This is a genomic window from Dermabacter sp. (assembly GCF_032550575.1).
Classification (GTDB): Bacteria; Actinomycetota; Actinomycetes; order Actinomycetales; family Dermabacteraceae; genus Dermabacter; species Dermabacter hominis.
On record NZ_JAWFZC010000004.1, the window covers coordinates 75,588 to 87,710 of the forward strand.

The window sequence follows — 12,123 nt, forward strand, 5'->3', positions numbered from 1 at the left end:
TTTTACCGCGCGGGCCCCGCAAACGGGAGGGTAAGGCTCACGGATGTCCCTTCGCCATGCCACGACGTGAGGGTCGCAGTGCCTCCATGTCGTTCGACGATCGCTTTCACCATGGGCAACCCGAGGCCCGAGCCCTCGATTCCGCGCACCTCGCTCGCACGACCGAGTTCTTCCCATACGAGCGGAAGATCGTCCGGGGAAATCCCGAGTCCGGTGTCGGCGACCTCGAGCACGATGCCGCTTTCGAGCTGTCGCCCCCGCACTTCGATCGCATCGCCCGGCCGCGAGTACTTCACGGCGTTGCTCAAGACGTTCACGAGGCACAGGAAGAGGAGGTCTTCGTCGCCGTTGATCGGCGGCAGAGGGCGCGGGGCCGTGGGAAGCGAGACGCGGATCGAGCGTTCGCTCGCACCGGGCACCTCGCGCGCGGTTTCGATGGCATCGTGGACGAGACGCGAAGGGTCGATCTGCGTAATCTCGAGCTGAGTGTGCTCGACCTCCCCAATTTTGCGCAGGTCGCTCAGAAGAGAGGTGAGGCGGCGTGATTGGGCGTCGATGCTCGAGCGCTGGCGCTCGGACGGTTCGTCGGCAAGCGCCGCTCGAATGCCCTGGATCGGGTTCTTTATTTCGTGGTCGAGTCGGGCGATGAGCCGACGCCGGCTTGCCGTCTGCTCCGCCACCGTTTCGCGCCGCGCCTTGCTCACGGCGTGGCGCGTATACCACCACGCGCCGAGGGCGGGGAGCACGGCGAGGGTGAGAACCGCACCGATCGTGAGCGGGAGCCAGGCGAGCGACATAGAGAAGTAGATGTGCCTCGATTCGCCGAGGACGCTCCATACGAGGGACGCCACCACGCCGATCGCGAGGGGAAGCGCGGCGAAAGCCGAGGCGTAGGCAAGTGGGTGTTTCTTCATGAACGTTCGACCTTCTGGGCGAAGCGATAGCCGAGGCTCGGGACTGTCTCGATGTACGTGGGGGAACCGTCGGCGGAACCAATCACGCGGCGAATCTCGGCGATGCGGTGATCAACGGCTCGCGTGGTCACGATCGCATCGAAACCCCACACGGTCTGCAGGAGCCGCTCACGCGTGAACACTTCGCCGGGGTGCGCCATGAGGTACTCGAGGAGCGCGAACGCCCGCGGCGTGAGCTGGTCTTCCTTGCCACCCACGAAGATCCGCCGGGCCGTGCGATCGATGCGCAGCTCACCGGAGGTGAGTGTCGAGGACGTGCTGAGCGGGGCCGAGCCGCGCGAGCTTCGACGCAGAACTGCCCTGATCCGCGCGAGGAGCTCGTGAGGGTCGAACGGCTTATTGAGGTAATCGTCGGCCCCTTCGTCGAGCGCGGACGCACGCTCGAAGCTCTCCCCCACCTGGGTAAGAAGGATGACGGGTAACCATTCATGGCGTTCCCGGATCCGGCGAAGCGCTTCTCGACCGTCCATGACCGGCATCATGACGTCGAGGATGACGAGATCGGGTTCCTCCTCATCGAGCCTCTCGAGTGCCTCGGCACCGTTCGCTGCCATGCGCACATCAAGCCCGCTGCGTGAGAGCACTCCCCCGAGATGCTCGCGAATCGTCTCATCGTCGTCCACGAGCAGGATGCGCTGACGCGCCGGATCGGCCGGCTCCGCTGAACCGGCCGATCCCGACGCGAATGAAGGAGTCTGGCTACCCGTCATAGCGGATCTCCACGCGCCTGTTCTTAGCGCGCCCTTCAGGGTTGTCCTCGTCGCCGTTCTTGTTCGGCTCCACGGGTTTCGTGTCGCCGTGGCCCGCGACCTCGAGTTTGAGATCGCCGCGCACCGCGGAAATCGCGTCGGCCACCGCCTGCGCACGCTCCTTAGAGAGCACGTCGTTGCCGCGATGGTACGGAATGTTGTCAGTGTGACCATCGACCTTCACGGTCGCACCCTGCGGAACGTCTTTGACGAGCTCACCGATGCGCTTTTTCGCGGGGTCCGAAAGCTCGTTGGATCCGTAGTCGAAGAGGATGTCCGAGTTCAAGGTGACGACCTTGGTGTTGCCCTCTTGTGTATCGGTGTTGAGGTCTTCAATATTTTGCTCGAGATCGTAAATGTTTTGGTCGAGCGAGTAGATATTGGACTCGTAAGTTCCGATTTGCGACGGTGGCTCGGGGGCGGGCGTTTCGCCGCCATTGTCCGCGAGGGCTGCTGGCCCCGCAGCGAATACGAAAGCCACGGCCGTGAGGCTTACAAGGTGACGCTTTCTCACTTGATTTCGACCCCCTTCGCGACCTCAGTGCCGTCCATAAGACTCACGTCCATCTGCTTGACGTCCGCCGGCGGCGCGGCAAAGGTTGCGAACGCGTACGTGGTTTGACCGGGCATGAGGTCCACGTCTTCCATAGGAGTCATCGCATAGTGCTGGCTATTCGTCGTCGAAAGTGGCGTGTGCTTCTTCAAGTTCACGTTGTCAATAAGGAATGGCTTCCAGATCAGACTCCCATTGAGGAAAAAGAAGTCCTTAGCCTCTTTCGCCGTCGAGTTGAGTGTGAAAGAGACGTAAGCGGTGACCGTATCACCCTCGCGCTTGAGCTGATGAAGATTGACGGTCAATGTTGCGTTCGGATCTTCTTTCACCTCAACAGGACGCTCGGTCGTGAAAATCGGCGCAGGATAGTTCGCCTTATTCTGACCTCCGCTGGCCGGCTTCCCGTTCTCGCCGCCCTGATCGGAACCTGCCGCAGCGCCGCCGTCATCGCTCGCGCCCTGCGCGGGATTCGCGCCGTCGGACCCGCTTCCCTGATCGCCGCCATTGCCGTTATCTGCCGGGGCTGCCGCGCTCGTCTGTTCCGTGGGCTTCTCATCGCTGCTACCGAGCACGCCGAACGAGCACCCGCTTGCACCGGCAACAAGAAGAGACGCGGCTGCAAGGGCTGCCGCGAGGCGGCGCTTCGTCATCGTGGTCGTCGTCATGGGATTCACTCCTCAAAGTCACGGGAGCCGCTTCTCGCCTCCTCGTTACCTCCACGCTATTGCCCGGATATCGCGGCGGCGTTGCGACGCGGTACCTACTCTGCCATGTCGTGTCGCAGATTTGCGACAACTGTCGTCACGCGCATGAGCGTTGGTCATCGTAACGCCACGAGGGCGCGAACGCCCGCTCAATAGCGGAAGGGGCCGCCCGCTGAGCAGCGGACGACCCCTTCTCGGAGATCTTTCGGGACTGAGCCCGACAGATTTACTTAGCCTTCTCGATGATTTCGACGAGACGCCAGCGCTTCGAAGCACCCAGCGGGTAAGTCTCCATGATGAGAACGCGGTCGATCTTGTCCTGATCGATCTCATGGAACATGACCTGTTCCGTGAGGCCGAAGGTGTAGTTGCCGTTGCCGTCGAACTCCCTCGGCGACAAGGCCGCGGTTCCCACGAAGCTCACCGCCAAGAACAAGAAGACCGGAGAGACGAACACAAAGACCTCAACGTTCACCCTCGTCAAGGAAGACGGAAAGTGGGTCATCTCCGACGGCGGAAACATGTTTGAGAATTAACCCCTTTCCACCGAATGTGGGGCCGGCCGCCCTTGGCCGGCCCCACATTGCTTTGCCAATCCTCGTTGTTGTTCGCGCGTCACACGGGCGAGCTTCTCGCCCGTGACCCCAACCGAAGCCCAAGCCCAAGTTGCGCCCTACCTCCCAATCCCCAAGCCTCCGCAACGCATGTTTGTACGTGCAATCTCAAGCGGGTATGTTTGCAACTGTAACGCAGGTCATGCGAAAGGTGCACAATGACCTACCCCCACTACTCCCCTGCACCCCCTCCCCCATACGTCCGCCCCCAAGGTTCCAGTAGGGGCGTTTTTTGTGGCATTTGCGGTTGCCTAAGCTTGCTCAGCCTCGCCGGTATCGCCGCCCTCGTTCTCGTCATCGGCGGCGGAGCGGCCCTCATCCATGGGCCCAAGAACACTGTGGACGACATGTTCGCTGCCATTGAGTCCCAGGATTGTTCGGCATTCACGGGCGCTCTCGAGGATCAAGCGGCTGACAGCGTCGATTGCGAGCGTTTCAAGAAAGCCGCAGCGGAAATCGACCGTCGCGGCGGATTCGACTACGACATCACGCACATCAGCACCGAAAACACCAAGGCCCAGGTGGAGGTCACCACCACACTGCACGACCCAGCCGTGAGCGTCCCCGAGACAGACCACGTCTTCGACCTCGAGCTCCAGGATGGCGAATGGAAGATCACTGGAAGCAAGAGCAGCAACAACAGCTGGAAGATGCCGTGACAGCGAAGCCCAAGGCCGCCATTATCCTCACCGCGTGCACCGCCCTCGTTATCGCTGGGCTTTGTGCCGGAACCCTCACATTGTGGCTGCTGCTCACCCCGGACAGCGAAGAAGACACAATCAAGGAATCCGCTCATGCATGAGCCATGAGCGTCCGGCAAGATTCGTGCCCCGGGTTGAAGGCAACCGTCGGCCCCGCTTCCCGCACAGCTGCAGCGAACTCCAGAAGCCGCTCATTGCACCACCCCGCCCCCGAATGCCCGAAGACGGACGCGTTGCGGGTATCGATGTTCGCGGCAGGATTGCCCGGGTCCAGTACGACTATGGCGACGCGGCACATATGGGCTTCACGCCCGAACTCACCGGGTCCCTCACGTTGGCAAAGCAGGCCGACGGCAGCTGGCGCGTCACGAACCTCGAACGTGGGAAGCACTAGCAACCCACACCACGAAGGCACAAAAGAGAGGCCGGGGTGGATCCGCATTGCGGGTCCACCCCGGCCTCTCTATGTTCAGGCGAACCTGAGAACGGCTTACTTAGCCTTCTCGAGAATCTCCACCAGACGCCAGCGCTTGGAAGCGCTCAGCGGGCGGGTTTCCATGATGCGAACAAGATCGCCGACACCGGCGGTGTTCTCCTCATCGTGGGCCTTGAACTTCTTGTGCTTCTTCATAACCTTGCCGTACAGCGAGTGCTTCACGCGCTCCTCGACCTCGACGACGATGGTCTTATCCATCTTGTCGGAGACGACGTAGCCGCGCTGAGTCTTGCGGTACGGACGCTCTTCAGCGACCTGATTTTCGTTCATTACCTAACCTCGCTCGTTCACTCGGCCGAACCGGGGGCCTGGCGGATCCCCAACTCGCGCTCGCGCAGGATCGTGTAGATCCGTGCGATGTCCTTCTTGACCGAACGCAAGCGAGCGCTCGACTCGAGCTGACCGGTCGCGCCCTGGAAACGGAGCTTGAAAAGCTCGTCCTTGGCCTTCGCGAGTTCTTCGGTGAGCTTCGCGTCATCGAGCTTGTTGAGCTCGTCAGCGGTAAGCTTCGTGGCTGCCATCAGATGTCACCACCCTCTCGGCTGAGGATTCGGCACTTCATGGGGAGCTTGTGCATGGCAAGGCGCAGTGCCTCGCGTGCAGTCGGCTCATCGACACCGGCAACCTCAAACATGACGCGGCCGGGCTTGACGTTCGCTACCCAGAACTCCACCGAACCCTTACCGGAGCCCATGCGGACCTCGGCAGGCTTCTTCGTGAGGGGGCGATCGGGGTAGATGTTGATGTACACCTTGCCGCCACGCTTCATGTAGCGCGTCATGGCGATACGTGCGGCCTCAATCTGACGGTTGGTGACGTAGGCGGGCTCGAGAGCCTGGATACCGTAGTCGCCGAACGCGAGATCGAAGCCACCCTTGGCCATACCGGTACGGGTGGGGCGATGCTGCTTGCGGTGCTTGGTCCTACGCGGAATCAGCATTGGACTCAGGCCTCCGTTCCCTTATCGGCCGGAGCGGCAGCGGGAGCCTCGGTGACGGCCTGAGCCTGAGCCGAAGCTTCCGCCTTCTCACGGCGGGCGGCGTTGCGCTCGTTGCGGCGGCCACGGGGGCGCTCAGCGCGCGGACCACGGCCCTGGCGCGGAGCCTGGGCGGCCTGCTGTGCAGCGAGTTCCTTGGACGTGATGTCGCCCTTGTAGATCCACACCTTCACGCCAATGCGGCCGAATGCGGTGCGGGCCTCGTAGAAGCCGTAGTCGATGTTCGCGCGAAGCGTGTGCAGGGGCACGCGGCCTTCACGGTAGAACTCGCTGCGGCTCATTTCGGCGCCACCGAGGCGGCCCGAAACGGCGACACGGATACCCTTCGCGCCAGCACGCTGCGCGGACTGAATGCCCTTGCGCATAGCGCGGCGGAAGGACACGCGGCTCGCGAGCTGCTCGGCGATGCCCTGAGCAACGAGCTGCGCGTCTGCCTCGGGGTTCTTGACCTCGAGGATGTTGAGCTGAATCTGCTTGCCCGTCAGCTTCTCGAGCTGACCGCGGAGACGCTCGGCCTCCGCGCCACGGCGACCGATCACGATGCCGGGGCGTGCGGTGTGCAGATCAACGCGAACGCGATCGCGGGTGCGCTCGATCTCGACCTTCGACACGCCAGCGCGCTCGAGCCCCTCGGAAAGGAGCTTGCGGATGGCGACGTCTTCCTTCACGTAGTCGCGGTAGCGCTGACCTTCCTTCGTGGAGTCGGCGAACCAGCGGCTCGTGTGGTCGGTCGTAATACCGAGACGGAACCCGTTGGGATTGACCTTCTGGCCCACTAGCGGGTCTCCTTCTTCTTCGACGGGGCAACAACCACGGTGATGTGGCTGGTGCGCTTCTTGATCTGGAATGCGCGACCCTGAGCGCGCGGCTGGAACCGCTTCATGGTCGGGCCTTCGTCGACGAATGCAGCGGACACGACGAGATCCTGCTCATCGAAACGCTCCCCTGCTTGATCTGCCTTCACGCGGGCGTTGGCGATCGCGGACTTTACGAGCTTCGAGACGGGCTCGCTGGCGGCCTGCGGTGCGAACCGCAGAATCTCCAGTGCTTCACCCGTGCTCTTACCACGAATAAGGTCAACGACGCGCCGGGCCTTCATGGGCGAAATACGGATGAACCGCACCTGCGCCTTGGCTTCCATTGCTGTCCTGCTTTCTTTAGTGAATAGCGAGGGAAATCATCACTTCGCCACGTGGGCGATCAGCGACGACGTCCCTTCTTGTCGTCCTTGTCATGGCTGCGGAAAGTGCGCGTGGGAGCGAACTCGCCGAGCTTGTGGCCAACCATCGACTCGGTGACGAACACCGAGACGTGCTTGCGGCCATCGTGCACTGCGAAAGTGTGGCCGAGGAAGTCCGGCGTAATGACCGAACGGCGCGACCAGGTCTTGATGACATTCTTGGTACCGGCTTCGTTCTGAGCGTCGACCTTCTTCTGAAGGTGATCGTCAACGAAGGGGCCCTTAGCAATACTGCGTGGCATAACTGTTTATCCCTCGTCCTATCAGCGCTTTTTGCCGGTACGGCGGCGGCGCACGATGAGCTTGTCGCTTTCCTTGTTCGGCTTGCGGGTACGGCCTTCCGGCTGGCCCCAAGGCGAAACGGGATGACGACCGCCCGACGTGCGGCCCTCACCACCACCATGCGGGTGGTCCACGGGGTTCATCACAACACCACGGACGTGCGGGCGCTTGCCCTTCCAGCGCATACGGCCGGCCTTGCCCCAGTTGATGTTGGCTTGTTCGGCGTTGCCCACCTCACCGATGGTCGCGCGGCAGCGCGCATCGACGTTGCGGATTTCGCCGGACGGCATACGAAGCTGGGCGTACTTGCCTTCCCTCGCGACGAGCTGCACGGAGGCACCCGCCGAGCGGGCGATCTTCGCGCCGCCACCGGGGCGGAGCTCGATTGCGTGCACAACGGTACCCACGGGGATGTTGCGCAGCGGAAGGTTGTTGCCGGGCTTGATGTCGGCGCTCGGGCCGCTTTCGAGCACGTCACCCTGGCGAAGCTTCGCCGGGGCGAGGATGTAGCGCTTCTCGCCGTCCAGGTAGTGGAGCAGAGCGATGCGAGCGGTACGGTTCGGGTCGTACTCGATGTGGGCGACCTTGGCGTTGATGCCGTCCTTGTCGTGACGACGGAAGTCGATCACGCGGTAGGCACGCTTGTGGCCACCGCCGCGGTGACGCGAGGTCACGCGGCCCTTGTTGTTACGGCCACCCGTCTTGGACAGGGGGCGGACCAGCGACTTCTCCGGCTCACTACGAGTGATCTCGACGAAGTCGGCGACGCTCGAGCCGCGGCGGCTCGGCGAGGTCGGCTTGTTCTTACGAATTCCCATCGTGGGTTTCCTCAGACTCTCTCGTTTGTCTTCGGGTCACGACCGCTCAGGCGGTCGCGCCTCCGAAGATGTCGATGGATCCGTCCTTGAGGGTGACAATGGCGCGCTTGGTGTCGTTGCGCTTGCCAATGCCGAAACGCGTGCGACGCGTCTTGCCCTGACGGTTGATGGTGTTCACCGAAGCAACCTTGACGTCGAAGATCTCCTCGACGGCAAGCTTGATTTCGGTCTTGTTTGCGCGGCGATCGACGAGGAAGACGTACTTCCCTTCGTCCATCTGGCCGTAGGACTTCTCGGTGAGGACCGGCGCGAAGAGAATGTCGCGCGGGTTCTTGTTAATCGAGGTCACTTGGCTTCCTCCTCATCGGCCGGGCGAACAGCGTTCACGAAGCCGGCAGCTTCCGCTGCTTCGGGCGTCGCGAACCAGACCTCAGCCTTAGTGCGGCCGTACCACGGCGAATCCTCGGTGTGGTACTTCATGGAGTTGCTGTTGCCCTTGATGGTGAAACCTTCGGGGGCCTTGCCACCGTCGAGCGGAAGGGCGCTGCCTTCGCCGTAGGGAGCCTCAACAGCCGCAGCTTCGCTCTTCACCTCAGCCGTGGCGGCCGCCTTGGGGGTTGCCGCAGCCTCGGGCTGCGCGGGAGCCTTCACAGCGGCGAGAGTCGCGCCTGCCACGAAGTCCTCGAGCGCACCTTCGGTGAAGACGACATGGTCGGATGCCATGACGTCGTAGGTGTTGAGCTGATCGGCGAACAGCACGTGAGCGTTCGAGAGGTTGCGCGAGCTGAGCGCGCCGACCTCGTCGTCGCGACGAACAACCAGGAGGAAGTTCGAGCTGTCCGAGACGGTAGCGATGGTCTTCGCCACGAGCTTCGTCGAGGGCTTGTCGCCATCGAGGAGCGCGGTGAAAACGTGGATGCGGCCGAAACGGGCGCGATCCGAAAGGGCACCGCGGAGCGCAGCAGCCTTCATCTTCTTGGGCACACGCTGCGTGTAGTCGCGCGGAACCGGGCCGTGAACGACGCCACCGCCGGTCCACTGAGGTGCGCGGATCGAGCCCTGGCGAGCGCGACCGGTACCCTTCTGCTTCCACGGCTTACGGCCGCCGCCGCTAACCTCGCCGCGAGTCTTGGCCTTGTGCGTGCCCTGACGCGCAGCGTTGAGCTGAGCGGTCACGACCTGGTGGATAAGCGCCACGTTGGTCTGAACATCGAAGATGTGAGCGGGCAGCTCGGCAGTGCCGGTCTTCTTTCCTGCGGGGTCGAGAACGTCGACCGTCAGGTTGTTAGCCATGAAAATCAGGCTCCCTTCTTCGGACCCTTGACGGCCGAGCGAACCAGAACGATGCCACCCTTGGGGCCGGGAACGGCACCCTTGATGAGCACGAGGTTCTTCTCGGCGTCCACCGCCTGAACGGTGAGGTTCTGGACGCTATTGCGGTTACCGCCCATGCGGCCCGCCATGCGCATGCCCTTGAACACGCGAGCGGGGGTCGAAGCGCCACCGATCGAGCCGGGCTTGCGGTGGTTGCGGTGCTGACCGTGCGAGGCGCTCACACCGGCGAAGCCGTGACGCTTCATGACACCAGCGTTGCCCTTACCCTTGGTCGTGCCAACGACGTCGACCTTCTGGCCGGCCTCGAAGATCGAAGCGTCGATCTCCTGGCCGAGCTCGTACTCCGCGGCGTCGTTCGTGCGGAGCTCAACGAGGTGACGGCGCGGCGTCACGCCGGCCTTCTCGAAGTGACCCTTGAGGGGCTTCGTCACCTTACGGGGATCGATCGCGCCGTACGCGATCTGGACAGCGTCGTAGCCGTCAACGTCCTGCGAGCGGACCTGCGTGACGACACACGGGCCGGCCTGAACCACGGTCACGGGGACGATGTTGCCGTCCTCGTCCCACACCTGGGTCATGCCAAGCTTGGTGCCGAGCACGCCGTTGATGACGCGATCGCGCTGCCCTGTCAGTTCGTTACTCATCTGTTCCGATACCTCAGAGCTTGATCTCGATGTTGACGTCCGCAGGCAGGTCGAGGCGCATCAGCGAATCCACAGCCTTGGGCGTGGGGTCGACGATGTCGATGAGGCGCTTGTGGGTGCGCATCTCGAACTGCTCACGGGAATCCTTGTACTTGTGCGGCGACTTGATCACAACGAAAACGTTCTTCTCAGTCGGCAGCGGCACCGGGCCCACGACCGTTGCACCAGCGCGGCTGACAGTGTCGACGATTTTGCGCGCCGAGCTGTCAATCACCTCGTGGTCATACGACTTGAGCCGGATGCGGATCTTCTGTCCCGCCATAGCCTAGGTCTATCTCTTTCTCTAAAACCGCTCTTACATGGAGTGGGCCAGACCGACACCCGCGGTCGGGTGTGTCGCTCTTGCGAGGCGCAAAAAGGCCGCGCGAAACCCTTGTCCTTGCGACTTTTCCCTCGAACGATGCGCCCTCAGCGGAGTATCCACACTGTTCGCATCCTTGGGCTGAGCGTCATCCGGTGGTCATTCCCAGAGACGGGGAACGGAACCGGGCATGGCCGCTCGCGCAAGCAACTCATCTAGTTTGCCACGTATCGCAAACGGGCACCAGGGGTCGGGGCGTGGAACGCCTCACAAGCATTCACCGTCGGACATCGACCGTCGGACTCCCCCACCGCGCGCTCTCGCGCTCTGCCGCAGGCTCTCACCCTCACACCCTGCCGCAGGCTCCAGCGCCATGCCGCGCGCTCCAGCGTCGTGCGCCACACTGTTTCGAACGTACGCGCAGGTGAGCATCCTAGAGTGGACCCATGAGCCAACAGCCGCACAGTCCGCTCCAATCGCAGGCATTTTCACTCGAATTTCCGCAATCGCTTGGGACGTATAAGGAGTATGCCGACGTTCAGCGCATGGTCGACATCCTCGCCGACGCCGGTTTTCCAGTACAGAATACCCTCATTGTGGGGACCGACCTGCGCCTCATCGAGCGCGTGACGGGCCGCAAGACCTGGGGCCGAGTCATTCTTGGGGGCGCGCTCAGCGGCATGTGGATGGGTCTTTTCGTGGGCCTGCTGTTCAGCATGCTTTCCTCGAACTGGCTTTCGACGATCCTCAGCTCCGTTCTCCTCGGCGCTGTGTTCTTCACGGTCTGGGCCGTGATCGGGCATGCCATGAGCGGTGGGCAACGCGACTTCACGTCAATGACCGCGACGGTCCCCATGCACTACGAGCTGCTCGTCGAGCACCGCAACGTCATGGACGCGCGTCGCATTCTCACCGGCGCTGGCGTCCGTCTCGGCGACGGCGCCTTTGGGGGCAGCGGCTATGGTGACTCCGCAAAGAATCGACCGACAGGGCCCGGCACGCAGTCGCCTGGTACGCAATCGCCTGGCACACAAACGCCTGGCGCTCAATCGCCTGGCACACGACCTCTTAATTCTCCCAGCCACGGCGCGAACGGCCCGATGCCTGCCCGCCCCAATCGACCTCAATACGGGCAAAGCGCACCTGAGAGCCGAGAGCCGGTGGAACCGGCGCAAGGCTCGATGGCGTCAGGGGCCGCCCGCGACGGTGCTCACAGCTTCGGTGATTCTCCTGCGCTGAAGGGCGACGATGCCGAAGCCCCGAAGCGACCAACATTCGGGTTGCCGTCGGACCCTGATTCCGCGCACGGCACCCACGGAGATGACGAGCCGCACCCACGCGGTTAGACGGGACTAACTTCGGCAGAGCCCCCGAGTACCCCGGCGCCCCAGACTCCCCAGGTACGGCAGGCTTCCCAGGCCACCGCAGGCACCTGAGGCAGCCAAGCGCCCGGGCCACGCGGCACCCCAACTACCCAGGCCACCAGGCGCCCCAACCACCCAGGCCACCCGGCACCCCAACCACCCAGGCCACCCGGCACCCCAACCACCCAGGCCACCCGGCACCCCAACCGAGCCGGTCCCACCTTCTTCTTACCTAGGAAACTAACCCCAGCGTTTGCGGCGGTATCACGCCTCGTTCCGCCACAAACGTTG

At 63.1% G+C, this 12,123-nt stretch carries 19 protein-coding genes and 1 pseudogene; 4 read left to right on the plus strand and 16 right to left on the minus strand.

Going from position 1 to position 12,123, the window contains the following annotated elements; translation table 11 throughout:
- Positions 1–2: 2 nt before the first annotated feature.
- The 5 genes and pseudogenes from E6X30_RS05680 to E6X30_RS05700 all read right to left on the minus strand — a co-directional run.
- Positions 3–914, minus strand: a complete 912-nt coding sequence (locus E6X30_RS05680) for a sensor histidine kinase KdpD (RefSeq protein WP_034372270.1) — start codon at positions 912–914, stop codon at positions 3–5.
- Positions 911–1,684: a response regulator transcription factor gene (locus E6X30_RS05685; protein ID WP_016664035.1), complete on the minus strand. Its 774-nt coding sequence runs from the start codon at positions 1,682–1,684 to the stop codon at positions 911–913. The genes E6X30_RS05680 and E6X30_RS05685 overlap by 4 nt, the downstream gene beginning before the upstream one ends.
- On the minus strand, positions 1,674–2,204 hold the full coding sequence (locus E6X30_RS05690) for a flagellar motor protein MotB (protein ID WP_246826728.1): 531 nt from the start codon (positions 2,202–2,204) through the stop codon (positions 1,674–1,676). The genes E6X30_RS05685 and E6X30_RS05690 overlap by 11 nt, the downstream gene beginning before the upstream one ends.
- Positions 2,205–2,233: 29 nt before the next feature.
- Positions 2,234–2,941, minus strand: coding sequence for a hypothetical protein (locus tag E6X30_RS05695; RefSeq protein ID WP_016664033.1), 708 nt, complete (start codon positions 2,939–2,941; stop codon positions 2,234–2,236).
- 328 nt (positions 2,942–3,269) lie between these two features.
- Positions 3,270–3,380: pseudogene (locus E6X30_RS05700) on the minus strand (50S ribosomal protein L5); the annotation flags it as partial.
- Between E6X30_RS05700 and E6X30_RS05705 the strand changes: the two are divergent.
- The 3 genes from E6X30_RS05705 (at position 3,355) to E6X30_RS05715 (ending at position 4,689) form a co-directional block, all read left to right on the plus strand.
- Complete coding sequence (locus E6X30_RS05705; RefSeq protein ID WP_316335867.1) at positions 3,355–3,516, plus strand: hypothetical protein; 162 nt, start codon at positions 3,355–3,357, stop codon at positions 3,514–3,516. The pseudogene E6X30_RS05700 and the gene E6X30_RS05705 overlap by 26 nt on opposite strands.
- Positions 3,517–3,851: 335 nt before the next feature.
- On the plus strand, positions 3,852–4,253 hold the full coding sequence (locus tag E6X30_RS05710; RefSeq protein WP_040386478.1) for a hypothetical protein: 402 nt from the start codon (positions 3,852–3,854) through the stop codon (positions 4,251–4,253).
- Between the two features lie 139 nt (positions 4,254–4,392).
- The gene (locus E6X30_RS05715) at positions 4,393–4,689 is read left to right on the plus strand and encodes a hypothetical protein (protein WP_316335868.1); all 297 of its coding nucleotides are present in this window, start codon (positions 4,393–4,395) and stop codon (positions 4,687–4,689) included.
- A gap of 96 nt (positions 4,690–4,785) precedes the next feature.
- Here the strand turns inward: E6X30_RS05715 and rpsQ are convergent, their stop codons facing one another.
- Genes rpsQ through rpsJ form a run of 11 tightly spaced genes read right to left on the minus strand, consistent with a single transcriptional unit; the run spans position 4,786 to position 10,429 of the window.
- Positions 4,786–5,061: a 30S ribosomal protein S17 gene (gene rpsQ, locus E6X30_RS05720; protein ID WP_016664029.1), complete on the minus strand. Its 276-nt coding sequence runs from the start codon at positions 5,059–5,061 to the stop codon at positions 4,786–4,788.
- A 17-nt stretch (positions 5,062–5,078) separates the two neighbouring features.
- The gene (gene rpmC, locus E6X30_RS05725; protein WP_016664028.1) at positions 5,079–5,312 is read right to left on the minus strand and encodes a 50S ribosomal protein L29; all 234 of its coding nucleotides are present in this window, start codon (positions 5,310–5,312) and stop codon (positions 5,079–5,081) included.
- Positions 5,312–5,731 carry a 50S ribosomal protein L16 gene (rplP, locus tag E6X30_RS05730; protein WP_016664027.1) on the minus strand — a complete coding sequence of 140 codons (420 nt, stop codon included), beginning with the start codon at positions 5,729–5,731 and terminating at the stop codon, positions 5,312–5,314. The genes rpmC and rplP overlap by 1 nt, the downstream gene beginning before the upstream one ends.
- 5 nt (positions 5,732–5,736) lie before the next feature.
- Positions 5,737–6,564, minus strand: coding sequence for a 30S ribosomal protein S3 (rpsC, locus tag E6X30_RS05735; RefSeq protein WP_316335869.1), 828 nt, complete (start codon positions 6,562–6,564; stop codon positions 5,737–5,739).
- Entirely contained in the window at positions 6,564–6,929 is a 366-nt protein-coding gene (rplV, locus tag E6X30_RS05740) for a 50S ribosomal protein L22 (RefSeq protein WP_016664025.1), read from the minus strand. Before rplV ends, rpsC begins: the two co-directional genes overlap by 1 nt.
- 59 nt (positions 6,930–6,988) lie before the next feature.
- A complete protein-coding gene (gene rpsS / locus E6X30_RS05745) occupies positions 6,989–7,270 on the minus strand; it encodes a 30S ribosomal protein S19 (RefSeq protein ID WP_016664024.1) in 282 nt (93 codons plus the stop codon).
- Positions 7,271–7,291: 21 nt separating this feature from the next.
- Positions 7,292–8,128 carry a 50S ribosomal protein L2 gene (gene rplB / locus E6X30_RS05750; RefSeq protein WP_016664023.1) on the minus strand — a complete coding sequence of 279 codons (837 nt, stop codon included), beginning with the start codon at positions 8,126–8,128 and terminating at the stop codon, positions 7,292–7,294.
- 46 nt (positions 8,129–8,174) lie between these two features.
- The gene (rplW, locus tag E6X30_RS05755) at positions 8,175–8,477 is read right to left on the minus strand and encodes a 50S ribosomal protein L23 (protein WP_016664022.1); all 303 of its coding nucleotides are present in this window, start codon (positions 8,475–8,477) and stop codon (positions 8,175–8,177) included.
- Positions 8,474–9,421: a 50S ribosomal protein L4 gene (gene rplD, locus E6X30_RS05760; protein ID WP_070435451.1), complete on the minus strand. Its 948-nt coding sequence runs from the start codon at positions 9,419–9,421 to the stop codon at positions 8,474–8,476. Before rplD ends, rplW begins: the two co-directional genes overlap by 4 nt.
- Before the next feature lie 5 nt (positions 9,422–9,426).
- Positions 9,427–10,107, minus strand: coding sequence for a 50S ribosomal protein L3 (gene rplC, locus E6X30_RS05765; protein WP_016664020.1), 681 nt, complete (start codon positions 10,105–10,107; stop codon positions 9,427–9,429).
- Between the two features lie 13 nt (positions 10,108–10,120).
- Positions 10,121–10,429 (minus strand): 30S ribosomal protein S10, encoded by a 309-nt coding sequence (gene rpsJ, locus E6X30_RS05770; RefSeq protein WP_016664019.1) that lies wholly within the window; start codon positions 10,427–10,429, stop codon positions 10,121–10,123.
- A 485-nt stretch (positions 10,430–10,914) separates the two neighbouring features.
- Between rpsJ and E6X30_RS05775 the strand changes: the two genes are divergently transcribed.
- Entirely contained in the window at positions 10,915–11,814 is a 900-nt protein-coding gene (locus E6X30_RS05775; protein WP_316335870.1) for a general stress protein, read from the plus strand.
- Positions 11,815–12,123: the final 309 nt, after the last annotated feature.

Coding starts and splice junctions, on each gene's coding strand:
- E6X30_RS05680 (WP_034372270.1), bottom strand. CDS start 914: ATGAAGAAACACCCACTTGCCTACGCCTCGGCTTTCGCCGCGCTTCCC.
- E6X30_RS05685 (WP_016664035.1), bottom strand. CDS start 1,684: ATGACGGGTAGCCAGACTCCTTCATTCGCGTCGGGATCGGCCGGTTCA.
- E6X30_RS05695 (WP_016664033.1), bottom strand. CDS start 2,941: ATGACGACGACCACGATGACGAAGCGCCGCCTCGCGGCAGCCCTTGCA.
- E6X30_RS05715 (WP_316335868.1), top strand. CDS start 4,393: ATGAGCCATGAGCGTCCGGCAAGATTCGTGCCCCGGGTTGAAGGCAAC.
- rpsQ (WP_016664029.1), bottom strand. CDS start 5,061: ATGAACGAAAATCAGGTCGCTGAAGAGCGTCCGTACCGCAAGACTCAG.
- rpmC (WP_016664028.1), bottom strand. CDS start 5,312: ATGGCAGCCACGAAGCTTACCGCTGACGAGCTCAACAAGCTCGATGAC.
- rplP (WP_016664027.1), bottom strand. CDS start 5,731: ATGCTGATTCCGCGTAGGACCAAGCACCGCAAGCAGCATCGCCCCACC.
- rplV (WP_016664025.1), bottom strand. CDS start 6,929: ATGGAAGCCAAGGCGCAGGTGCGGTTCATCCGTATTTCGCCCATGAAG.
- rpsS (WP_016664024.1), bottom strand. CDS start 7,270: ATGCCACGCAGTATTGCTAAGGGCCCCTTCGTTGACGATCACCTTCAG.
- rplB (WP_016664023.1), bottom strand. CDS start 8,128: ATGGGAATTCGTAAGAACAAGCCGACCTCGCCGAGCCGCCGCGGCTCG.
- rplD (WP_070435451.1), bottom strand. CDS start 9,421: ATGGCTAACAACCTGACGGTCGACGTTCTCGACCCCGCAGGAAAGAAG.
- rplC (WP_016664020.1), bottom strand. CDS start 10,107: ATGAGTAACGAACTGACAGGGCAGCGCGATCGCGTCATCAACGGCGTG.
- rpsJ (WP_016664019.1), bottom strand. CDS start 10,429: ATGGCGGGACAGAAGATCCGCATCCGGCTCAAGTCGTATGACCACGAG.
- E6X30_RS05775 (WP_316335870.1), top strand. CDS start 10,915: ATGAGCCAACAGCCGCACAGTCCGCTCCAATCGCAGGCATTTTCACTC.